This is a genomic window from Bartonella sp. MM97QHHN, assembly GCF_042194285.1.
Lineage (GTDB): Bacteria > Pseudomonadota > Alphaproteobacteria > Rhizobiales > Rhizobiaceae > Bartonella.
Genome location: NZ_JBHIMS010000092.1, coordinates 1 through 24462, shown reverse-complemented (window position 1 = coordinate 24462; position 24462 = coordinate 1). Strand labels below are relative to the sequence as shown.

The 24462-nt window shown below is 38.1% G+C and carries 16 protein-coding genes, 1 pseudogene and 1 riboswitch; of the genes and pseudogenes, 8 read left to right on the top strand and 9 right to left on the bottom strand.

Annotation, left to right across the window (positions count from 1 at the left end):
* Window positions 1–196 precede the first annotated feature (196 nt).
* From ACFIJW_RS07595 to ACFIJW_RS07580, 4 genes are all read right to left on the bottom strand, one after another.
* The gene (locus ACFIJW_RS07595) at window positions 197–1228 is read right to left on the bottom strand and encodes an aspartate-semialdehyde dehydrogenase (protein ID WP_375618537.1); all 1032 of its coding nucleotides are present in this window, start codon (window positions 1226–1228) and stop codon (window positions 197–199) included.
* Between the two features lie 1263 nt (window positions 1229–2491).
* The gene (locus ACFIJW_RS07590) at window positions 2492–2872 is read right to left on the bottom strand and encodes a helix-turn-helix domain-containing protein (protein ID WP_375633820.1); all 381 of its coding nucleotides are present in this window, start codon (window positions 2870–2872) and stop codon (window positions 2492–2494) included.
* A gap of 1197 nt (window positions 2873–4069) precedes the next feature.
* On the bottom strand, window positions 4070–4276 hold the full coding sequence (locus ACFIJW_RS07585) for a Trm112 family protein (protein ID WP_273791466.1): 207 nt from the start codon (window positions 4274–4276) through the stop codon (window positions 4070–4072).
* Between the two features lie 13 nt (window positions 4277–4289).
* Entirely contained in the window at window positions 4290–4952 is a 663-nt protein-coding gene (locus ACFIJW_RS07580) for an LON peptidase substrate-binding domain-containing protein (protein ID WP_375610818.1), read from the bottom strand.
* A gap of 446 nt (window positions 4953–5398) precedes the next feature.
* A riboswitch (glycine riboswitch) is annotated at window positions 5399–5496 on the top strand.
* Between the two features lie 136 nt (window positions 5497–5632).
* Between ACFIJW_RS07580 and gcvT the strand changes: the two genes are divergently transcribed.
* The 3 genes from gcvT to gcvP are packed head-to-tail and all read left to right on the top strand — an operon-like array spanning window position 5633 to window position 9921.
* Window positions 5633–6745, top strand: a complete 1113-nt coding sequence (gcvT, locus tag ACFIJW_RS07575; RefSeq protein ID WP_375633819.1) for a glycine cleavage system aminomethyltransferase GcvT — start codon at window positions 5633–5635, stop codon at window positions 6743–6745.
* A gap of 6 nt (window positions 6746–6751) precedes the next feature.
* A complete protein-coding gene (gcvH, locus tag ACFIJW_RS07570) occupies window positions 6752–7120 on the top strand; it encodes a glycine cleavage system protein GcvH (protein ID WP_375633818.1) in 369 nt (122 codons plus the stop codon).
* A 5-nt stretch (window positions 7121–7125) separates the two neighbouring features.
* On the top strand, window positions 7126–9921 hold the full coding sequence (gcvP, locus tag ACFIJW_RS07565) for an aminomethyl-transferring glycine dehydrogenase (protein WP_375633826.1): 2796 nt from the start codon (window positions 7126–7128) through the stop codon (window positions 9919–9921).
* 1541 nt (window positions 9922–11462) lie between these two features.
* Here the strand turns inward: gcvP and alr are convergent.
* Window positions 11463–12578: an alanine racemase gene (gene alr, locus ACFIJW_RS07560; RefSeq protein WP_375633817.1), complete on the bottom strand. Its 1116-nt coding sequence runs from the start codon at window positions 12576–12578 to the stop codon at window positions 11463–11465.
* 805 nt (window positions 12579–13383) lie between these two features.
* Here alr and ACFIJW_RS07555 point away from each other — a divergent pair.
* Window positions 13384–14211, top strand: a complete 828-nt coding sequence (locus tag ACFIJW_RS07555) for a ferredoxin--NADP reductase (protein ID WP_375633816.1) — start codon at window positions 13384–13386, stop codon at window positions 14209–14211.
* An 18-nt stretch (window positions 14212–14229) separates the two neighbouring features.
* Window positions 14230–14657: pseudogene (locus ACFIJW_RS07550) on the top strand (ferredoxin--NADP reductase); the annotation flags it as partial.
* Window positions 14658–14659: 2 nt separating this feature from the next.
* Here ACFIJW_RS07550 and eda read toward each other — a convergent pair.
* Entirely contained in the window at window positions 14660–15325 is a 666-nt protein-coding gene (gene eda, locus ACFIJW_RS07545) for a bifunctional 4-hydroxy-2-oxoglutarate aldolase/2-dehydro-3-deoxy-phosphogluconate aldolase (RefSeq protein ID WP_375633815.1), read from the bottom strand.
* A gap of 115 nt (window positions 15326–15440) precedes the next feature.
* Here eda and ACFIJW_RS07540 point away from each other — a divergent pair, with 115 nt between their 5' ends.
* The 3 genes from ACFIJW_RS07540 (at window position 15441) to ACFIJW_RS07530 (ending at window position 19851) form a co-directional block, all read left to right on the top strand.
* Entirely contained in the window at window positions 15441–16358 is a 918-nt protein-coding gene (locus ACFIJW_RS07540; protein ID WP_375633814.1) for a rhodanese-related sulfurtransferase, read from the top strand.
* A 1699-nt stretch (window positions 16359–18057) separates the two neighbouring features.
* A complete protein-coding gene (locus ACFIJW_RS07535; protein WP_375633813.1) occupies window positions 18058–19191 on the top strand; it encodes a type III PLP-dependent enzyme in 1134 nt (377 codons plus the stop codon).
* Between the two features lie 75 nt (window positions 19192–19266).
* Window positions 19267–19851 carry a GNAT family N-acetyltransferase gene (locus ACFIJW_RS07530; protein ID WP_375612299.1) on the top strand — a complete coding sequence of 195 codons (585 nt, stop codon included), beginning with the start codon at window positions 19267–19269 and terminating at the stop codon, window positions 19849–19851.
* 1071 nt (window positions 19852–20922) lie between these two features.
* On the opposite strand, the gene ACFIJW_RS07525 is transcribed toward ACFIJW_RS07530, so the two are convergent.
* The 3 genes from ACFIJW_RS07525 to ACFIJW_RS07515 form a co-directional block, all read right to left on the bottom strand.
* A complete protein-coding gene (locus ACFIJW_RS07525; RefSeq protein WP_375633812.1) occupies window positions 20923–22494 on the bottom strand; it encodes a DHA2 family efflux MFS transporter permease subunit in 1572 nt (523 codons plus the stop codon).
* A gap of 24 nt (window positions 22495–22518) precedes the next feature.
* Window positions 22519–23613: an HlyD family secretion protein gene (locus ACFIJW_RS07520; RefSeq protein WP_375633811.1), complete on the bottom strand. Its 1095-nt coding sequence runs from the start codon at window positions 23611–23613 to the stop codon at window positions 22519–22521.
* Window positions 23614–23786: 173 nt separating this feature from the next.
* Window positions 23787–24179 (bottom strand): Fur family transcriptional regulator, encoded by a 393-nt coding sequence (locus ACFIJW_RS07515; RefSeq protein WP_375612302.1) that lies wholly within the window; start codon window positions 24177–24179, stop codon window positions 23787–23789.
* Between the last annotated feature and the right edge of the window lie 283 nt (window positions 24180–24462).

Sequence of the window (24462 nt, the reverse complement as noted above, 5' to 3'; positions counted from 1 at the left end):
AAAATGTCATTAAGGCGGCAATGCTTAACTTAAGGTGGCGAGGCATTCAAGGATATTCAGAGTCAAATTTGACAATACCTTGGATTACAGTTCTTTAGGATGGTGATATGAACCTTCAGCTGGGGAAGGTTATACTGAAGAGAAGCCGGACTTTTGACAGGACCGGCTAGGGGCTCTTTGTCCTTCGGACAGGGCGTTAATTTGCGGACTTAGGCTTTATCAAATTACGAGAAATGAGCAATTCAGCAATTTGAACGGCATTCAATGCTGCTCCTTTTCTTAAATTATCGGCGACAACCCAGAAAGCTAAACCATTTTCAACGGTGATATCTTCACGAACACGGCTAATAAAGGTATCATCTTCTCCGGTACCTTCATAAGGTGTGGTATAACCACCATCTTCGTGTTTATCGATAAGCTGACAACCTGGTGCATCGCGGAAGAGCGCTTGTGCTTCAGATGCGCTTAGTGGTTTTTCAAATTCAACATGGACGGCTTCGGCATGACCGATAAAGACAGGGACCCGAACAGCAGTGGCTGTTAATTTAATTTTCGGATCGAGAATTTTCTTCGTCTCAACCGTCATTTTCCATTCTTCTTTTGTATAACCATCTTCCATGAAAACATCAATATGAGGAATGACATTAAAGGCAATGCGTTTAGTGAATTTTTTTGATGTAATTGGGTCTGCAACAAAAACTGCGCGTGATTGTTCGAAAAGTTCGTCCATTCCTTCTTTACCAGCTCCAGAAACAGACTGATATGTAGAGACAACAACACGTTTAATGATTGCAGCATCATGGAGAGGTTTTAAAGCTAAGACCAGTTGAATTGTTGAACAATTAGGATTTGCTATAATATTACGCTTAGAAAAGGCATTTATAGCTTCGCCATTGACTTCAGGGACTATCAACGGAACATTGGCATCATAGCGCCACGTGGAGGAATTATCGATGACGACACAGCCGGCAGCAGCAATTTTAGGGGCGTATTCTTTGGAAATGCTCCCTCCCGCAGACATAAGACAAAAATCTGTGTCAGAAAAATCGTAAGTATCCAGTGCTTTTACTTTTAAAGTTTTGTCTCCATAAGAAACTTCTTGTCCTAATGAGCGTCGTGATGCTAGAGGGACAATTTCATGCGCAGGAAAACCACGTTCTTCTAAAATTGTAAGCATTTCACGACCAACATTTCCGGTTGCGCCGACAATTGCAACTTTATAACTCATTTTCTATATACTCCTCATGTCTCTCCACGTTTATTCCCCGTGCTATACTCAGGAGAGAGTGAGTTGGTCAAGGAACATCATTAAATTATATTTTTGATTTTCAACAACTCAATTTTGTGCACACCAATCATCATTGTTAGCACAATAAATTGTTTTATTTCAAATAATACGTCTCTTTTAATCTTTCAGAATTGAAAAAATTGAATATTTTACGCTAAGCTATTATCTCTTTAGAAAACACTTTAATTAAGTGAATTTCTTATCTTCTGTCAATTGTTTACCTTCTCACTTTTGAATTTTTTAAGGATGGTATTACGTATCGCGTTGGTGGAATCTTTTTATACTTTATCTGTTAATTGTTGAATTATTTAATTTTCTCCCTATACCTTTAAAAGCGAAGCTTCCTATTACAGTCTGTAAACAGCTAGATTCTAGCGGCTTCCCATTTTTCACTTAAACTAAAGGCTCAACAAGCAGGCCTAAAAATATTTAAAAAGATATTGGGCATCTAAAAAACATTTGAATGTTTCAAGGAGGTATGCGTGCTTCATATCCTCATATCTTAAATGATAGAATTTATGGCACAACAGGATAAACTTAAGTATCCATATATAGATAAATTCCTATGAAAGTTATATATATTTTTTTTCGTGTCTATTTTTTACTTTATATTTCTTATTTTTACTTTAATCCTGTTATGCTATAAAATATCATTATTTGGAGTATGGTAGTATAAGATCTTTGATTTTTCTCGATATATTTAAGTGTTTTTTTAGTGCGTTGGAATATTCTTAGGCTTGTTTGGAGAGCCTTTTGTTTAAGTGACTCATATGAGTGGAAAGTCGTTGAACACTCACATATTTATGTTTAATAAAAGAGCAAGTTAGCACCTCATACATTTTTTAGCACCCAATGTCGTTACAGCTCTTGGTTTGTGAGACGATTCAATAAGAGGTATGCCTTTTTGTACATTTTTACTCACACGCCAACTTTGCTTGTAATGTGCAAACAAGAGATTTTGATTGATTCAATATAGAACAAATTTGAAATGAAAGAATTTTACGATATTCGAAACACTTATTCAATATCAATAACGTTAGATTATCATTATAAATCAATGCACTATTTCTAAGTTAAACTCGTTAGAATTCGGATTATTTACAAATCAGATTAGATTAAGCATTTTCATTCTCATGAAGTGTGGGGAGACAGTCACAATTCTTGTCAAGATTATTAAGGACTTTGATTATCTTTGCAATGAACTTATGAAAATAAGGGGTTATTTTTTTCATCAGAAATCAACTGCAAAATTGCTCTTTGTTTTTTGCGGGTCAGTATTCTGAAATTTTTTAAAAGTAAATATTCTGCTTTGCTTGCTATTCTGTCATCACAATGATAGAGGTTCTCTTCTTTTTTTGCGCCATCAACATAAAAGAAGGAAACGGGAACATCTAATATATGAGCAATTTCCTGTAAACGTCTTGCACTTACGCGATTTAAGCCTTTTTCATACTTTTGGATTTGTTGGAATGTTACGCCTAAATGACTTCCTAATTGTTTTTGAGAAAACCCCATGACGTTTCTTCTGAAGCGAATTTTTTTGCCTAAAGAAATATCGTAAAAATGTAGATTTTTAGTTTGCACTTTGTTTCCCCTCCGGTTGCGAGCGCCCTCGCATTAGTATCCGGGGTCTGGAAGTGCTGACTCAAAACAGCCTCTTGCTTTTAGTGCTGAGAGCACTTGGACATAACAAGAGCCCCCGGAAAATCCGGGATATCCGCAAAAAGCGGTTTTATTTCTAGTTTGAGTTTTTCGGGCTTCCAGACCCTATTGATCGTCGCGTATACGACCAAAAACGCAAGTTTCATTCATAAGGGAATTATTTTCAATCGTCAATCGAAATTCAATTTGCTTATTGCAAGCAAATAAAGTGCATTTTTTAGTCTATAGAGTTTATAGAAATATCTTTAAAGTGTGGATATCCAGTCTGTACTTACTACTCCCACCGCTACTCCCACCGGTCGCAAGCGCCCTCGCATTGGCATTCCGGGGGCTGGAAGTGCTGAAACCGAGTCAGCCTCTTGCTTTTAGTGCTTAAAGTACTTGGACATAACAAGAATCTCCGGAACTCAGAGATGTCTGCAAAGCGGGTTCATTTTTCGTGTTTGAGTTTTTCGGGCATCTAGGACCTATTGATCGTTGCGTATATAACCAAAACACAAGTTTCATTCATAAGGAAATTATTTTCAATCGTCAATTGAAATTCAAATTGCTTATTCCAAGCAAATAAAGCGTATTTTTTAGCCTATAAAGCTTATAGGAATGTCATAAAAACATAAATGTCCAGTTGTACTTATGTTCCCCTCCTGATTTAGTGTAAGTGCTTTTATATTGTACTTTCGCGATAGATCAACAAATTGATTTGTTATGATAAATCATTCTTTTTAACTAAAAATACAAAGCGGAATATCTTAAAACCTCTCATCACAAATCTTTTCATGTTGGATTAATTAAAATCGCTTGCTTGTACATCATAAGCGGGTGGGCCGTGTGGGTAAAAACAAGGGCTGTTTGAATCCTTTTTTCAGTTATTTTTATTCAGATATTTGTGTTGTGCAAGCGAATGTTTTTTATTGCTTCAGAATGAATAGACTGAAACGAGAAAAGCTGTGCTATTTGGGGCTTTGATTGCAAGGGGTAAAGCGATATAAATATCTTTTAAATCAGTGTATTTCTCTATTGTAAAATGCCTTTTCTCAGAATACGTGAATATTGAGAGACCATATGGATATAGAGGTTTGATAACAGTGGGCTTGTAGAAGGAAATTGCATGAGGATTTTTTATTTTTTATGCGTTATTTCTTCATTGTTTTGCAAAGGGCGCGCTTCTGAGGCAAGCATAATGGGAACGCCATCACGAATAGGATAGGCAAGTTTGGCTTTGAGAGAAATGAGCTCTTGTGTTTTTCGGTTGAAAGAGAGCGTGCCTTTCGTCATTGGGCAGACGAGCAATTCGAGCATTTTGGGATCTGTGGTCATTTTTTTCATGTTTGGACATTCATTAGTTTAAGCGGTAATCTGTTCCTGTTTGTTTCATGAGCGAGCGTTCTGTTAATGCAAGAAGAGTTTGGGCACGGCTTTCGATATCTGGAGCTTCAAGGAGAGCTTGTTTTTCTGCTGGTGTAAAGGGGATAAGAGCTGAAAAAGCATTAACCAATATAGGTGTAGGGGCTTCTATGATGCTGCTCCAATTATATTCCATTTCATGTATGGTTAGATATTTTTCTACAACGTCGAGTAAGTTCTCTCGGTTAATGCTTTCTTCAATATCAAATTCTTGCAAGTCTTTTATGTTTGATTGGATGAGAGCTGTTCGATAGGATTTTGTGTTTTTCAATTCTTGTTCTAAAGTGAAGCGGCAAACACCTTGTAAGATAATGAACAGTTGTCCATTTCCTGTTTCACTGTAGTTTGTAATGCGCCCTATACAGCCTGTTTTATAAAGTTGTGTAGAGAAGCGATCTGTATCCGATGAAAGTGGTTGAATAATGCCCAATAGACGATCAGTTACCATAACATTTTCAATCATTTCAAGTGATTCTGGTTCAAAAATATTGAGTGATAAAAAACCACCGGGTAGTAAGAGTGCACCTTCTAAAGGAAAAAGAGCAATTTGTTTTGGAAGATCATTTTCGCAATTGTAAGAGATATTACCAGCTTTCATGAGTATTTTGTCACCTTTGTTCGGTAGTTTTAGTCTGTAAATAGTCGCTATTTATGACACTATTGAGAAAGCAGAAAACCTACTTCTTGTGCATTAAAATCATACTTATAAAATATTTGAAGTCCTTATTCTCAAAAAGAATATGAAACCCTATTTTTAAGGTTGAACTGCGCGCGAAAGAATATTGCTTTGCGATCTTTTTAGTGTGTGACGTTTTGTATGATTTTCAAGAGGTATTTTTGTTTATAGCTTTTGATTTTTGTCTTAAATTTCCTAAAATGTGTTCCTTGCAATTTTTGTAAGGTTCAAAAGGATAATATTATAAATCTTTTGAAGCAGCTTATGCAAGTTTTAAAATGAGAACATTTTCATCACTTTACTAATGACAGTGTGATAAAGATAGGCTATAGGTTTAAATATGCTGGAAAGAGCGTTATCGTTTCTTTCATTCTTTTGCGGGAGAGTGCAGATTGCAAATTTTCGCATTGCCGCCGAAGGGGAAATAGCCCATAATCTCTCAGGCTTTAAGGACCGTAAAAGGAAGAAGGCAGATCTGGAAAGTCGGGAAAACCCGCGCCGAAGGTGTAAGCGAAAGATCTTTTCGCGAGTCTCTCAGGTTGATGACAGAGGGGGCAGAGACGACCATATTCTATGGGCGTTAGCGCAGCTTTGGAGTTATTATGGGCACAGCACAAGAAACATCTTTTTTAAAAACACTTCCTTTATATGATTTGCATGAAAAAGCAGGAGCAAAATTTGGTTCTTTTGCGGGTTGGAACATGCCTTTAACTTATCCTCTTGGCGTTTTAAAAGAGCATCTTCATACGCGTGCACATGCAGGACTTTTTGATATTTCTCATATGAAATTGATTGCGGTTGAAGGGGCACAAGCTGTGGAATTTTTGTCCTATGCTTTTCCCATTGATGCAGCAGCTTTAAAGATTGGGCATTCACGGTATAATTATTTGCTTAATGAGCAGGCTGGTATTCTTGATGATCTTATTATTACCCGTTTGGAAGAGGGTCGTTTTATGTTGGTCGCCAATGCTGGGAATGCACAGGCTGATTTTTTAGAATTGGAAAAGCGTGCGGTTGATTTTGAATGTCAAGTGATTGCCCTTGAAAGGGTATTGCTTGCGCTTCAAGGTCCTGAAGCGGCAGCCGTTCTTGCTGATGCCGATTTACCAGGGAATGAATTGTTCTTTATGCAAGGATTCGAACCACAACAGGATTGGTTTATAACGCGTTCTGGTTATACGGGAGAGGATGGTTTTGAAATTGCTTTGCCTATAGGGCATGCGCATATGTTGGCTGAAAAATTGCTGAGTGATTCTCGTGTTGAGTGGATTGGACTTGCAGCACGCGATAGCTTGCGGTTGGAAGCGGGGCTGTGTTTGCATGGAAATGATATTACCCCTGATACGACACCTATTGATGCGGCTCTAACATGGGCTGTTCCTAAAAATGTTCGAGAAAAAGCACAATTTTATGGTGCAAAGGCTTTTCTTGAAGCACTGCAAAAAGGACCGGCTCGTTGTCGTGTTGGATTAAAACCGCAAACGCGCCAACCTATTCGTGCCGGTGCGCTGCTTCTTGATGATCAAGGTAATGAGATTGGCATTGTAACATCAGGTGGTTTTGGTCCTTCTTTTGATGGTCCTGTCGCGATGGGTTACGTTCCTGTTGATTTTAAAGTTGAAGGGACACAAGTCTTTACAGAACTGCGAGGCAAAAAGATTGTATTATCAGTTCATTCTCTTCCCTTTGTTGAACAACGTTATTTTAAAGGATGATTTTTTATGTCTAAAACTTATTTTACACATGACCATGAATGGCTTAGCGTTGAAGGGCAAGTGGTGATTGTTGGGGTTACGCATTATGCGCAAGAGCAATTAGGGGATTTGGTTTTTGTTGATTTACCACAAAGTGGAACAAAACTTTCCAAAGGAGAGGCGGCGGCTGTTGTAGAATCAGTGAAGGCGGCTTCAGATGTTTATGCTCCTCTTGATGGTGAAGTGGTCGAAATAAATGAAGCCTTGGCTGATAATCCTGAATTGGTAAATCAGAAAGCCGAAACAGAAGGCTGGTTATGGAAAATGACATTGCAGGATGAGACACAACTGGAGGGGTTGTTAGATAAAGATGCTTATAAGGCTTTGATTGGATGAGTACTATGATCGAGCGTTCTTTTTCTTCTCGACATATTGGGCTGCGTCCTGATGAAACACAAAAAATGCTTGATGTTTTAGAGCTTGATTGTGTTGATACACTCATTTCTCAAGCTGTTCCACACTCTATCCATTTGGGACGTTCATTGAATCTTCCAGAGGCTGCTAGTGAAGGACAAGCCTTGGAAGAACTCTCCAAGATGATGGAGCGTAACCATGTGCACAAAAGTTTTATTGGGCAAGGATATCATGGAACTTATGTGCCTCCGGTTATTTTACGAAATCTGTTTGAAAATCCTGCTTGGTATACTGCTTATACGCCTTATCAAGCAGAAATTAGCCAGGGTCGTTTAGAGCTTTTATTTTATTTTCAGACATTGGTTAGTGAACTAACAGGTTTGCCTGTTTCTGCTGCTTCCCTTCTTGATGAAGCAACTGCTTTAGCTGAAGCCAATGCCCTTGCTTTTCGCTTTTTCCGTGAGAAAAAAACAAAAATTTCTCTTCAGAGTCTTTTACACCCTCAGACTTTGAGTGTTGCGCAAACGCGTGCTGAAACACAAGGGATTCAGATTAGCCAAAATGGCGAAATTGATTCTGATACAGCGGCAATTGTTTTATCTTGGCCAGATACAAAAGGTTCTTTTCATGATTACAGTGAGATCATAAAAGAGGCAAAGGAAAAGGGAGCTTTAGTTATCGTTGTAGCTGATCCTTTAGCGCTTACCCTTCAGGAGCCACCTTCTCAATGGGGGGCAGATATCGTTGTTGGCTCTATGCAGCGTTATGGCGTTCCGATGGGATTTGGTGGTCCACATGCTGGTTACCTTGCCGTGAGTGATGCGTTAACGCGTCTTATTCCAGGGCGTATTGTTGGTCAATCCGTGGATACCAAAGGACGCGTTGGTTTTCGTTTAGCTTTGCAAACACGTGAACAACATATTCGGCGCGATAAAGCGACGTCAAATATTTGTACAGCGCAGGCTTTGTTGGCTAATATGGCAACCGCTTATGCTGTTTGGCATGGGCCAAAAGGCTTACAAGAAATTGCGCAGCGAATTCATCATTTAACATGTCGTTTTGTTGCTGGTTTAGAAGCAGCAGGAGTTCATGTTGAAGGGAAAAGCTTTTTTGATTGTGTGAGTATTTCTGTTAAGGGAAAAGCGCGAGAGATTGCGCATCAAGCCAAAATAGGTGGGCGCCTTATTCGTGTTCTCGATGATGACACTATTGCAATCAATTTTGATGAATTATCGACAGAAGAAGATGCTGGTGCTTTAGCGCAGCTTTTTGGGGCAAAATTAGGCGATCAGGTTTCTCCACGACTCTTTGGAAAAAAACGGGATGCTGCTTTTCTTTCTCAGCCTTTTTTTCATGCGGTTCATTCAGAGACAGATATGATGCGCTTTTTGCGTCGTTTGGCGGATAAGGATTTGGCGCTGGATCGCGCTATGATCCCTCTTGGTTCTTGTACAATGAAGCTTAATGCCGCGGCTGAATTAATGCCTGTAAGTTGGGCTAGCATGGCCAATATACACCCCTTTGTTTCACAAGAGGATGCAGCGGGTTATTTGGAGATGATAAACCAGTTAAATGCGTGGTTGTGCGAAATTACAGGATTTGCGCAAGTTTCTTTTCAGCCAAATTCTGGTGCTCAAAGTGAATATGCTGGGCTTTTGGCTATCCGACGATATTACCAATCACGGAGAGAACATCAACGTACAGTTTGTCTTATTCCTGCATCTGCGCATGGTACCAATCCAGCCTCGGCCCATATGGCAGGGATGGAAGTCGTTGTGGTAAAATGTTTAAGCGATGGTGATGTTGATGTAGACGATCTCAAGATGAAAGCGCAATTGCATAAAGATAAATTGGCCGCTCTCATGATTACTTATCCTTCAACCCATGGTGTTTATGAAGAAAGTATTAAGGAAATTTGTTCTATTATTCATGAAAATGGCGGACAAGTTTATTTTGATGGTGCTAATCTCAATGCCCTTGTTGGTCTTGCTCGTCCTGCGGATATTGGCGCTGATGTTTGTCATATGAATCTTCATAAAACATTTGCTATTCCTCATGGTGGTGGTGGTCCTGGTATGGGACCAATTGGAGTTGCAGCGCATCTCAAACCATTCTTACCAGGTCATGAACAAGATGGGACAACACATGCGGTTTCGGCTGCTCCTTATGGAAGTGCGTCTATTCTTGCGATTACATGGATGTATATTCGAATGATGGGGGCTGATGGCTTAAAATATGCAACACAAATAGCCATTTTAAATGCCAATTATATTGCTGCACGTCTTTCAGCTGCTTATTCCATTCTTTATCGGGGCAAGCATGGACGTGTTGCGCACGAATGTATTGTGGATACACGCGTGTTGAAAGAGCAGTATGGGGTGAGTGTTGATGATATTGCAAAACGTCTCATTGATTATGGATTCCATGCGCCCACGATGTCGTTTCCTGTTCCGGGAACTTTGATGATTGAGCCAACGGAATCGGAACCAAAAGCAGAGATTGATCGTTTTTGTGATGCTTTACTCTCTATTGCTGAAGAAGCTAAGAAAGTTGGTAGCGGGGTTTGGCCAAAAGACAATAATCCATTGGTGAATGCCCCTCATACAGTGGCAGATACTTTAGATGATGCTTGGGCACGACCCTATTCGCGACAAGAAGCTGCTTTTCCCAACAGTTTTCTTGATCCAGCCAATAAATATTGGCCTCCTGTATCGCGTATTGATAATGTTGCGGGAGACAGAATGCTCATTTGTTCGTGCCCGCCATTGGGAAATACCTATTAAATAACAAATATGTATTTAATTTGTTTATTTGCATAAACAAAAAAGCCCACACATTTTGTGTGGGTTTTATGCTTGTTGATCATGTTACTATGGAATTATTTGTCTATTTTCTAGAATTTTGCATTGTTTTTTTATAACATGAGCAAAATCAAAAAAGTCGACAAAAAGCTGTGTTTTGTCGGCAATAGGCATGCTCTCCTTTGCCTTCTACCGTATGGCATGGTTTTAGTGACTAGGCGGCATCGGTCTCGCCAGCTAGTTCACGTAAACGAGAGCGAAACCTACGGGGGATAGGGTCACGTCTGTTGCATGTGTTGTGATATACTCCTTCTCACTAGGGTGACGACGACCGGTTGTAGAAAGAATAAAATCAATTTTAGTGTTTTTGATGATAAAGACACGCGAAACTCTGTTGTTGCATCTTTTCGAGTCAAGAATTGTCTAAATATTTCTCTTTAATCTGCTTTTTGTAAATATGACGCAAAAATATGTAAAAACACCTGTTAGAATGAGCAAACGCAAAGCCAAATGTATTATGGGTGTTTTTTACAAGGTGTCTTATAAAAAGCCGGCACATCTTTCCACTTCATTGCAAGTCAGTTTGTAACTTTACAGCGCTGTTTTTCTAAGAGCTCGTGTGCTTTAGCTGTTGCCTGTAAATCAACATCCAAACTTAACGCAGCCACATGTTTTAAGTCAGAGATTGAGAAAAAAAGAGCTTTATGAGTAGTTCCAGCTTTTGTCTGTCAGATGAGGGCGAGGGGATTGCGTATTTCTGTTGACGTAACCTTTGAAACTGGAAGACAATCTCATTTTGGGAAAATGTAAAGCCGTAAAGGTAAAACTCAATCCTCAGTTTGTCATCTCCTTTTAATTCAGCTTTGCGGCTTTCAAAAGCATTTAAAGCAATGTTTTTTTAATAATGGGGATTGCACATTGCTCCACACTTTTATTTATTGTGTTTTTTAATGGGGGCACGACCCTCATGTAAAACAGAACGCTCCAAAAAGAATATACTTGGGTTGTTAATTCACATGTTTGTTTTAAAGAGATATTTCGCTCCTAATCCCATTTCGCGACGGCGCTTGTGAATGGTGTAAGGGTAAATCTATTGATCCCCCAATCTTTACGCTTCATAACGGAGTAAGCCGGCACTATCCATACACTTTGCCAGCGCCTAATGTTATAGCTCTTGGCACTATGGTTCATAAGAGGCATCATTCTTTTCTTAAATCATTTTTATCTACACATAGTCCAGCTTGTGGTATGCAAGCGAATGATTTTAATTGGGAAATTAATTTTAAAAACTTTGTAGTAGATTCTTTTTTGTCAATTTATGGGGAAAGGCTAAGTTTTTGTATTTTAGATGAAAGCTACTTCCATAAAACAGTCCATTAACTTGTCTGTTTTGAGATTTCTGTGAATGTACGGTATCTATGACCATTCTATGTGGTTGATTGTTGTAAAATCTTTTGTAAAAGCCCCTCAATTTTCTAAAATGATGATTTTTATCAATTTATTTCTTTATGGCTAAAGAGTTTTTATGTGTAAATGTATTTATAGCGGGAGCCAAGAGATGTTAGAATTTCATTGGGGAGGGTATCGGCATCTATAGATACTTTTTCAAGTGTTTGATGGCGACCAATGAGCTCTACCCAGTCACCAGTTTGAGGTTTTTGTTCAAGATCGGTCGTATCTACAATAATGGAATCCATAGAAACCCGCCCAACCATGGGAAGTTTGTGCCCGTTGAAATAAACAGTTCCTTTATTCGAAAGAGCACGGAGCCAGCCGTCTGCGTAGCCTATAGAAATGGTTGCAAGAGTGCTTGGTCTGTTGGTTATAAAGCTTTCTGCATAACCAACAGGTGCTCCTATATCAACAACGCGGCTTTGAATGACTTGGGCTTCAAGTTTTAAAACAGGTTTCAGAGGTGATGGGTGTTTTCCCCGCGGATCAACTCCGTAAAGTGCAATGCCTGGACGAACAAGATCAAAATAAAAATCTGATCCTAGAAAGATACCTCCAGAATTGGCAAAGGAAACTTTGCAAGCAGGCAATTGCGCAAGGATAGTTTTGAAAGAAGTCAATTGGGCATAATTTGATGGGTGGGTATCATCTTCTCCGTTAGAAAGATGACTAAGAATATATTTTATTTCTGCTTTTTCGAAAATTGTAGGGTGTTTGATGAGTTTTTGTAACTCTTTTTGATCCAGTCCTAATCGGTTCATATGGGTATCGATTTGAACAATTGCTGGAAATTTTTTATCTTTTTTTTGACAAATTTTTTGCCAATTTTCAATGGCATTCCAAGAGTTTAGAACAGGAACAATACCAGATTGTGCGACAAACTCTTCTGCTAAGTGTGGAAGTCCATTCAGAAGGGCAATCGTGACATTTGATGGTAAAATGCTTTTTAATTGGAGTGCTTCTCTGATTTGTGCGACAAAAAAAGTGCGACAACCAGCTTGATAAAGGGCAGGAGCAATTTTGTGAGCTCCTAATCCATAGGCATTTGCTTTTACAACTGCTGAACATTGTGTTGGAGCTACACGTTTGGCTAAAGTGATATAATTGGCAACAATGGCACTGACATCGATGGTTGCTACAGCTGTATAGAGTGATGTATTTATTTCATCATTAACGGATTTGTTCATTTTAAAAGCTTATCTGTGTTCGTGAAATACGGAGTTTTTTTGGTTGTTTCATTGAGGTTCTTTACGATATAGGGGAAAGACACTATTTGCTATGGTCAAAATCATAAGAAGCCTATGCTGCCATTAAAGTCATTTTTTATGTAAAATGGTACTCTGGATATAAGAGATAGTTTAGTTTTATTTGTGTTGTTATCAACATGGTATCTTCTAATGATTTGTAAAACATAGACTTTTTTACTTATTTGCCCTCGTTTAGGCATATAAAAAAATAAACATAATTTATTGTATTGTATCATTTTGAAGAGTGCAATGTTAGACTATTATTGCTGGTGTGATTGTTTTGATTAAATATTGCATTGGCTTCTTATTTAGAGAAGGTAAAATGATTAAATTAACCACGTTAAATCAATGCATTACAAGTTTTCTACCATGAGAGGGAAGATCACTCATCTGTGCAATTTTGGATGTTGTCTCATGCACTTAAAATTATTTTTATTGAATAGAAAACAGTGTAAACACTTTTTGATACATTAAAACTGTTGATTTAGAAAACTCGTTGATTTGGATATTATTTGTTTTCAAGATGGATTGGGTATCCAGTATTTACTTTCTAGTCTTTGATTGGTTTTAAGTGAAATCAATTTTATCGCTTATAGAGTGCACTAGACTCATTTATTTAATTTTGACATAAAAGTGTTAACCTTGAGGTTTTTGTGTTGAGAAAATTGTTGGCAGATGGTTGTGCAAGTACTATATCACGTCAAAGATTCGAAATTTAACGTTCAATAAAGATATGGGGAAGAGTATGAATACGTCTGCTACCAATGTTCCGTCAAGCATCAGCAGCGTTGCAAATTTTCCGATTCCTGAGAATGTGTTCGCCCTTACTGTCCAAGAGGTTTGTCATTATACAGATCGGTTATTTAAATTCCGTCTGAATCGTCCGGAAAGTTTTCGTTTTCGTTCGGGTGAGTTTGTTATGATCGGTTTGCCAAATGCAGAAAAGCCGATTTATCGCGCTTATTCGATTGCAAGTCCCTTTTGGGATGAACAGCTTGAGTTTTTTTCGATAAAAGTTCCAGGGGGACCTTTAACCGAGCATCTCCAAAAAATTAAAATTGGTGATACAGTTCTCATGCGTAAAAAATCTACAGGAACGCTGGTGCTTGATGCTCTTATTCCTGGAAAACGTCTTTATCTTCTTTCAACTGGGACGGGGATTGCTCCTTTTGCAAGCCTTATTCGTGATCCTGAAGCTTATGAAAAATTTGCAGAAGTTGTCCTTATTCAAACAACGCGCGAAAAAAATGAGTTAATTTATGCAAAAGATCTTGTTTCCTCTTTGCAACAAGATCCACTCATTGGAGAGTATGCACAACAGTTGAGATTTTATCCTATGACTACTCGTGAAGCTTCTGAGCATATGGGCCGTATTACGACTGTTATGGAAAGTGGGGACTTTTTTGAAACAACAGGACTTCCTAAGATTCATCCTGATGAGGATCGGGTGATGATTTGTGGTTCCATGGCTATGTTAAAAGATTGCGCAAGGATGTGTGAAAGCTTTGGTCTTGTTGAAGGGGCCAATAATGCTCCTGCTACTTATGTTGTAGAGCGCGCTTTTGTGGAGTAATGAGTGGGAAAGTTGATGCTTTATCTTCTTTCAAACCGGTACGGGTTTTTTTCTTTTGCAAGCTTTATTCGTGAGCCTGACATTTATGAAAAATTTTCAGAAGTTGTTCTTATTTAAATAACGCGCGAAAAGAATGAGTCAATTTGTGCAAAAGATCTTGTTTCCTTTTTGCAATAAGATCCACTCATTGTGGGGCATATGCACAACAGTTGAAATTTTATCCTATGACCACTCGTGAGCTTTCTGAGCATATGGGGCGTATTACGACTGTTATGGAGAGTGGGTGCTTTTTTGAAACAAGCGGCTTTGAAACAATAGCACTTCCCCAAATTCATCTCGATGAAGATTGGGTGATGATTTGTGTTTCCATGGCAATGTTAAAAGATTGCGCAAGAATGTGTGAAAGCTTTGGTCTTGTTGAAGGGACTGATATTCTTGCACTTTAACATTATATTGTAGAAAGAGCTTTTTTCGAGGGAGAGGGAAGTTGTGATGCGGTATATGCTAATGCAGTAATCGAATCCCAATCACTTATGGCAATAAGTTTTTGGGGCGCTATCCAAGAACCTCCAACGCAGAAGACATTGGGCAGTTGGAGCCATTGTGGTGCACTTTTTTGTGTAATACCGCCTGTTGGGCAAAACCAGATATCAGAGAAGGGAGATGCTAAAGCTTCGATGAAGGAAATACCTCCAGCAGCTTCAGCAGGGAAAAATTTAAGATATGAATAGCCTTTGTTTAATGCTTGCATGAGTTCACTTGGGGTCATTGCAGCGGGAAGAAGGGGAATTTCACTATTTTTTGCACAATTGATTAGTTCATTGGATAATCCGGGGCTTACAATAAACTTGGCTCCAGCTTGTTCGGCTTTTTCGTAATGTGTTGTGTTGAGAATTGTGCCGGCTCCAACAATTGCTTCAGGGACTTCTTGTGTGATTTTCTGAATTGCTTTGAGGGCATTTGGTGTTCGCAAGGTGATCTCAATTGTTTTTAATCCACCTTTGACAAGAGCGCGTGTTAAGGGTACAGCACTTTGTAGATTGTCAATGAGTAAAATAGGTATGACAGTTTGTCCTTGGAGATATAATAAAAGCTTTTTTCTTTTTTGGCACATGATATTTTTTCTTCTTGGAGATGATATTATTTGTATCGTTTGATTAAGCACAATATGTTAAAGAGTACATGAATAAATCTTGAAATTGAATGAAACGCGCGTTATGGCAAAACACATGGAAAAGAATTTTAAAGTTGCTGCACTTTATTGCTTTGCAGATTTGAAGCATTATCATCAATTACAAAAACCTTTGCAGGATTTATGTCAAGCAAAGGATATCAAAGGCACTCTGCTTTTAGCACAAGAGGGCATTAATGGAACAGTTGCTGGTTCTTGTGATGCGATTGAGGCATTGGTGGATTTTATTACGGCTGAGCCAGCGTTTCAAACGCCGGAGATTAAATATTCATGGGCATCAAAAATGCCTTTTCATCGCATGAAAGTGCGGTTGAAAAAAGAGATTGTGACAATGGGGGTTAAAGGGGTTGATCCGCTAAAAGTTGTTGGTACTTATGTCGATCCTGAAGATTGGAATGCTCTTATTCAAGATGAAGAGACAATTTTAATCGATACACGGAATGACTATGAATATGCGATAGGGAGTTTTCAAGGAGCGATTGATCCGCAGATTAAAACATTTCGCGAATTTCCTGAATGGGTGCGTAAACATGAGGCTGAGTTAAAGAAAAAAAAGAAAATTGCTATGTTTTGTACAGGCGGCATTCGGTGTGAAAAATCAACAGCTTATGTTCGTGATCTTGGTTATGAGCAAGTCTACCATCTAAAAGGAGGTATTCTGAAATATTTAGAAAAAATTCCAAAAGAGAAGAGTTTATGGTGGGGTGAGTGTTTTGTTTTTGATGAGCGTGTTTCTGTTCAACATGGTCTTGAAGAATGTGGACGCGAATTATGTCGTGCGTGTCGTTCTCCTCTTAATGCTGAAAGCAAATTATCGCCTCATTATGAGGAAGGTGTTTCCTGTGATGCTTGTTATAACACGCGTAGTGAAGCCGATAGAGAGCGCTTTCGTGAGCGCCATAGGCAATTTCAATTGTTGAAGTTGCGTGCAATTGATTCTCATCAAGGGACATAAGGATATCGCAGTGTAGAGTTTTAAGTTGTAGCGTTTTTCTATTAAATTTAAGAGAGAAGAGTTTTTTAATATTGGTAGAAAAATATTTTATAAGACCGGATATTATTCGGCCTTTTTGTTTATGTTAAATTATTTGACTTATAAATAATCATTATAGATTGTTCGCTCTCCTTGACTTTATAGGATTGAGTTTTCAGATACTTTTCATTTTAAAATAGAAAAGCCGTTCACCAACAGCGCAGAGGAGGGAGATTTATAGTTTAAGAGAAAAGCGTATGAATAAGATGTGATTAATAAGAGGAGATGAAAAAGCAGATGCTAGGTGGAAAAAATAAAATGATAATAGGAGTTTATGATTTCAGAATTTAATATAATACATTAATTTATAATGATAATTTATTTTCATTTGAATAAAATAGTTCAATATTGTGAACTTTATTGCTTTCAGATTAGATGAGAACGAATCGCGTAAAATTCATTCACTTGTACGTTGCAAATGGGAGCAACGTGTGGACAAAAATCATTTTAGATAAGGTGTTATGAAACATTTCAATGTAGGAGTTTCTGCAATATTGGGAGTTGGCAGATAGAATGGGAGCGTTTGTTTTTAATTTCATAAGTATAAAGAGGGTGAGATGTAGTTGATCTATATCATACAAGCTATATTATACGGGGAATTCTTCATGATATTTTGCTTAAGCGATGCTGTGAAATGAATGTGGAAGTAGGGATGTTTTTTAGGATGTAAATGAGAAAGATGATGGCGTTTTGTTGGGGGAAGGACACGTTATCTTTAAAGACGATGGTGCTTCAGTCGTTACTATCCTCAGTCTTCAATGTTGGTCATCTTTGCATTTGAGAGGATATATAAGAGGTACTCCTTTTTTCAATTGTTTTTTATTTGTGATGCGCAAAAGAATGATTTTAATTGATTCATTGTAAGAGGGTTGAAATAAGAGGATTTTATAATGGGATTTTTGTTTAAGGGCACAATAATAAATTGTCATTATAAATTAAGTTTTGAATAATTTATTTTGCGTTATTTTCTGCTGCGGATATTAGGAGATAGAATAGGGTAAAGAAACGAGGGGCTTTAAACACAAGACAGTGATTTATGTTGCACGGATAATGTAAGGGGTGTGATCTCATGAAAGCGGATGGATGGCTTTGTCTGGGGGAGAGTGTTGTTTTTTTGCACCATTTTATCTTTAAGAATTAAAAAATGTTTAAAATTAAAAAAATGATTGAAATGAGAAAGGATTCGTTTTATAGGATGCCTTGCCCAAAGTCGCACGTGCCTGTGGGTGTCCGCTGGTTCTCAAATGGTGAGATTAACCGGTACGGTACCTGGAACTAACCGCTCCAGTCATTCTTACAGCCAATTGCAAGAATGAGGACATCTTGAAGCAACGACGGTGCGGGCCTTTCTGGTGTCTTCCAGCTTTTAAATGCTGGGATAACTATAGAGGCACACCTCATTGCCTTCAGTGCGGAAGTGGTTTTCTCAACTCCAATCAAAAAGGCAGATAAAATAGAATAACGCGGCTTCGCGCTGTTCTTTCGCTGCATGCAATGCTAATTTCTGATTTTTTGTAATCAGAATGGGGATGGTTGTTGTGTGTTTTTTGTCCTTTAGCTTTTGGCAGCTTTGGCTGTCCAAGCATAGAGTGGGGGAGCTTTCCCTCAAGGAGAATTGCAGATGGCAACGCAACGTATTCGCGATTTTCTTGCAACACATCGTTCTGAAGGTCCATGCTTAATTGTTGACCTTGATGTTGTTCGTGACAACTATTTAAATTTTGAAAAAGCTCTGCCGCAGTCTCGTATTTTTTACGCAATAAAGGCAAATCCAGCTCCTGAAATCTTGCGTTTGCTGAGTTCTTTAGGATCTTCTTTTGATGCGGCTTCTGTTGCAGAAATTGAAATGGCTTTAAAAGCAGGAGCAACGTCAGAGCGTATTTCTTTTGGGAATACGATTAAAAAAGAGCGTGATATTGCACGAGCATATGCATTGGGAGTTTCACTTTATGCCGTTGATTGTGTTGAAGAAGTGGAAAAAATTGCGCGTGTTGCTCCAGGAACACGTGTTTTTTGCCGTGTTCTTACCGATGGCAAAGGTGCAGAGTGGCCATTGTCACGCAAATTCGGTTGTGTTCCAGCTATGGCGGTTGATGTTCTAAGACGGGCACACCAATTGGGTTTGCAAGCCTACGGTGTTTCTTTTCATGTTGGATCTCAGCAGGTTGATCTGAGTGCGTGGGATCGTGCTTTATCGGATGCTTCTACAGTTTTTAAGCGCTTGGAACAAGAAGGTATTTCACTAAGGTTGGTGAATATGGGTGGCGGTTTTCCAACGCGTTATTTGAAAGATGTCCCTACAGAACAAGCTTATGGTACAGCAGTTTTTGATTCATTGAAAAAGCATTTTGGTAATCGTATCCCTGAGACGATTATTGAGCCAGGACGTGCGATGGTTGGCAATGCTGGTGTTATTCGTACAGAAGTTGTTCTAATATCTAAAAAAGCTGATAATGATAATGTACGATGGGTTTATCTTGATATTGGAAAATTTAATGGTCTTGCTGAGACTATGGATGAAGCCATTCGTTATCCTATTGAGACACCTCATGATGATAAGGTAATGGAGCCTTGTATTTTGGCTGGACCAACATGCGATTCGGCAGATGTTCTCTATGAAAAAACACCTTATCCGCTTCCTCTATCCCTAACGATAGGAGATGAAATATTGATTCATGGAACGGGTGCTTACACAACAACTTACGCATCGGTTGCTTTTAATGGTTTTGAGCCTTTACGATCATATGTGATCTGAGGTTTCCTTTTAACTATAGTTTTTTTAGACTTTTTGCTATGCTCGTCATGGCGCTATAAGAGGGCGGTCATTGAGATGAACATGATGAACTTTCAAACAAAAGATGGGGCATGTTTTACACTTTTATTGGAGCAAGAAACCGATAAGCCTTATCGAGAAATTTTGCTTGATTCAACGATGGGGTATGGACGTAAACGTAAATCATCAGAGGCTTTACGTCGTGGTCGGTTAGCTGCTCAAGGACTTTCTTTTGTGGTTAAAAATGCGCTTGGAGAGCTTGTGGGAAGTGTCCGTCTTTGGCATGTTTCTTTTTCTAAAAGAAAAAATAAAACACAACATGCTTTACTTTTGGGCCCCTTGGCTGTTGCATCTGAATGTGCTGGTATGGGAATAGGATCAATTTTAGTCCGCCATGCAATTGAAACAGCAAAAAAATTGGGATATGGCGCCATTTTGCTGGTAGGGGATTTTGAATTTTATCAACGTTTTGGCTTTTCAAATAGTTTAACAGAAAATTTGGCAATGCCTGGTCCTTACGAAAAGCATCGCTTTCAAGCGTTGGAACTGATACCACATTATCTTTCTGGGTGTTATGGCACTTTGGTTCCTAGTGGAGAACGAGAAGTTTCAAATCGTTTTCAGCATCATAAAGTGGCTTGAAGATCGTGTTTATTTTGTTTTTCAACAGCTGGCATTGAGGAGAGCATACTGTTTTGGCTAGAGCCAAAGTATTTAGCGGTACAAAGTTTTTGGGGAGTTGTATTGCGATTTTATTATATGGCTGGTTTCTTATTTTTGATAATTTCAGTTAAGTGAGTAGGAATATATTTTAAGCTCATTTTTTGAAATAGCGTCCTATTTTATAATATTAAAGGAACCGGATTTTTGAGTGGTTTTGTATTCTTTAAAAGCCAGTATCATCATACATTTTCCAGTTTTCAATATCGTTGGTAGATCTTGCATCGAAACGGTTGGATATTTTATTTTTTTCTTAAACAGTTTTTGTTTCTTTGCTTTTTATGTGCAAGGGAATGGTTTTGATTGATTCAATAGAGAGATATTTTGAGAAATTTTATACAATTTTAGCGCTTGTTGAAAGAGAAGGGGCTTAAGAAAGAAAAATATGCAGCAGTAGAATCAAAATTATAGGTATCAGCTTTTTTAAAAGAGTGTAAAAAATAAAATTACATGTTCAAAAGCAGCTTTTTTGAAAAAAATATATAATTACTTTTTTACTATAAAGGTAAATCGTTTTGCAATTAGCATGAGAGGATCAAATACAAAATGATTTTTTCATGTAAAATTTTGCATTCAGAATCAAAAAAACGTTGTCCTACACATTATAAGGGAAATAGGTGCGTGAATAAAAATCACAAGATTCATAAATCTTTTATGAATATTCTTGTAAGACTCAAAAGAGTAAAGGGCCAAGAATCTTTTAATCTTTTGTGCCCTATGGTGATAAATCAAAAATCTTATAGAAATAGCTGCTTTATCTTTATAGTGTGGAGCACGTTAGGTAAGATCTTTGTTTACCGATCATCTAAAACAATTTTTGTATGCGAGAAGTTATTTTAAAAGTGCGTAAAGAGCCTGCATTGAAAAGAATTTTTATCAGAAGAATCATTTAGAATCACATATTTATTTACACTGTCTCTTGAGAAAAGGTAAAGTGCATAGGAAGCGAGGAAAGTGATAAGGATAAAAAATATTTCTCAATTTTAATTAAGCTTAGTGATTTGGTGGTGAATCCATGAGAGGTGGTATTTTTTTGAGAAACATGGTCATAAATGTCAAAACACCAAAGATGATGGTTATGATAAAGAAAATATCACTAAAAGCCATAATCATTGCTTGTATGCGTACCATATTAAACAATTGAGAAAGAGCCAGGGTATAGGAATCAAAGGTTTCTGTTTTGAATAATAAAGTAAGCTTTGAAAGCATTTCAGTTCCTTGTCTGTTTGCGTGGTTAAGTGTTTCGGCTATTCGTTCATAATGGAAATCCGTGCGTTTTGTCATGATAGTGCTGATAATGGCAAGCCCTACAGCACCACCTAGATTCCGTGTGAGATTAAAGAGTCCAGAAGCATTTTGCATTCGTTCTGGTGGGAGTGTTCCCAAGGCAATATTATTAATAGGAACCATACATAACATTACAGAAGCACCACGGAAAACTTGCGGCCAAAAAAGCTGCCAAAAATCCCACTTATCTGTGATAGTGCTTGCCATCCAAGTGCCTATTGCAAAACCAAAAAGTCCTATTGCCATCATTAAACGTGCATCCATTCGTGCTGAAAGGAATCCTGCAAGGGGAGCCGTTAATAACATGACGAATCCTGAAAGAAACAATGTTTCTCCAATCATAAGGGCATCATAATGGCGGATTTGGCTCAAATAGACAGGATAAAGGTACGTGAGTCCATAAAGACCTATCCCCAGTGAAAAGGAAAAAATGGATGCAGCTGAAAAATTGAAATTAGAAAAAGTAGAGAGATCTACAATGGGTTCTTTTGCTGTAAAAGCACGCCAGAAAAACAAGGCGGCAGCAAGAATCATGATAATGAATAAATTCCGAACCAGCCTATCATTCAGCCAATCATGACGTGCGCCTTCTTCTAGTACATACTCTAAAGTTCCTAGAAAAACAGCCATAGAAATGAGCCCCAACCAGTCAAATTTAGCCATGAGAGATGGATTTGCTTTATCAAAATCAATCAATTTCCAAGCGAGAATTGAAATAATAATCCCAAAAGGCACATTAATGAGAAAAAGCCAGTGCCATGATAAGATATGACAAAGATAACCTCCGACCGTTGGACCAATAGTGGGGGCTAATGTTGCGACTAGTCCAACAATAGGGGTAACAATTGGGCGTTTGGAAGGAGGGAAAAGAACATAAGAGGCGACAAAAACGCTTGGGATAATTCCTCCACCAATAAAACCTTGCAATGCACGGTAGATAATCATCTCTCCAATAGATGTTGCTGTTGCACAAAGAACAGAAGTAATCGTAAACCCGATCGCTGATATGGTGAAGAAAATACGTGTTGAAAGCAATCTTCCTAAGAATCCAGAAAGGGGCAACATGATGACTTCAGCGATGAGATAGGAGGTTTGAACCCATGAAATTTCTTCAGAGCTTGCAGAAAGACCAGCTTGAACTTCGGCTAAAGAGGAGGCAACGATTTGTATATCCAAAATCGCCATGAACATGCCAAAGGCCATAACTATGAAAATCACAATGTTACGGATTTCTATGCGCTCTTGAGACTGTATGGGCTTTGGTATTGAAGATGTCATAATAATGAGGTCATTTGCTTGTTATTATAAGAGACTTTTATCTTGTGGTTTTGTACGTGTATCAACTTCTACTGAAACACTCATTCCTGCTCGGATATGTCCGGTCTTTAAGACTTCTTCTGGAATAGAAATACGTACGGGAATGCGTTGGACAATCTTTGTAAAGTTACCGGTAGCGTTTTGTGGAGGAAGAAGAGAAAAAACAGCACCTGTTGCAGGTGAAATAGAAAGCACTGTTCCTGTAAAGACCTGCTTTTTGAAGGCATCAACAGAAATATAAGCCTTTTGTCCTGCATGAATATTTTGCAACTGTGTTTCTTTATAGTTTGCTTCAATATAAAGTGCATGGATGGGGACTAACGCTGCAAGACGTTGGCCATTTACAACAAAATCTCCCGTTTTTGCTGTTAAATTTCCTATGATTCCATCAAATGGCGCGCGTATAATGGTTGAATCAAGATCACGTTGTGCTTTTTCACGCGAAAGTTCTAAACTCTTTGTTTGGCTTTCTGTTTCACTTCGTTGTGCTTCTAGTACTCGGATATTTGCACGTGCTGCAGCGATTTGTGCATCTGCTCTGTTAATATTTGCAATGGCTTGTTCATAAGCTGATTTGGCATCATCGACATCAGATTGAGGAGCATAACGATTGGCTTTCAGTTCTGTTACACGTTTTAAGGTGAGTTGTGCATTGGTTGCTATGGCTGAAGCGGCTGCTTTTTGCGCTTTTGCATCATCTAAAGCACTATGAGCGGCTGTGATTTGTGCATCAATGCGTAGAAGTGTTTTTTTCTGTGTGTCAAGATGCGCTTTTGTTTGATCCAAGGCTATTTGATAATCACCATTGTCTAAGTAAAATAAAACATCGTCCTTTTTTACAACTTGGTTGGCTTTAATGGCAATTTTTGCAATATATCCATTTAATTTAGTCGCAATAGCGGCTATATCTCCTTGTACATAGGCATCTTCAGTGGATAGCATATAACGCCATTGCGTTATCCATTTGTAGCTAAACCAAAGCACAAAGAGTGCAAAGACAATAAGAAGAGCCTTGATTACTTTCTTTTTTTGCGTTTTATTGAAATTTTTGGTTGAAAAAATTGTCTCAGCTACGGACATGATTTTATACTTTCAATATTTATGTTCCAATGAGTATAATAAACCCATCACTAAGATCGGGTGATATACATGCACGGACGATAAGAGCTTTTCAAACAATAAGGCGATCCCTGGTACATAATGCTAAATATATAAACTTGCAAGTTAGAGATCTTGTTTTCAAGTTAGCGGTCTTATTTTATTGCGCATTTTTTACAAAGACCTCGTACTTCTAAGGTGCTTTTATGTGCTTGGAAGTCAACAGCTTGAACCATCTGTTTTAAACTCGATACAATCGTTTGATTTTGTATTTCGTTGACTGTGCCACAGTTTTCGCAAATTATAAACGTTGTAAGTTCATGTTGACAGTTTTCAGGGTGTAAACAGACCATAAAGGCATTTACACTTTCAAGACGATGAATACACTTTAATTGTACGAGTTTTTCTAACGCACGATAAACTTGGAGAGGTGCACGAAAACCTTCTTCGCGTAAGTGATTGAGAATCGCATAAGCACTTAAAGGCCCTTTTGCATTTTTTAAAGTGTTTAAAACCAATGTTTGGTTACGCGTCAGTTTAGATGACATTGACATCTTCCTTTTGCTCTCGTGGAAAAGCATAAAGTGTGTAAGATATTTATGCAATGGTGATTATAGAATATGTACTCTATCTTTAGCCTTTTACATGACATCCTTGCGATATGTAAGAAAAGTTGCAATCGTTGTGAGGGGAGGGGTATTATAATCTGAAAGCCGCTGCTATCGGGCATGAAACTTTTATACGCTTCTTATTTTTCCTATAATTGCTTGTTGCCAATAATGTCTTGAAATAGGATTTTTTGTTCAATATTTTATTGGTATTGTTTTGGGC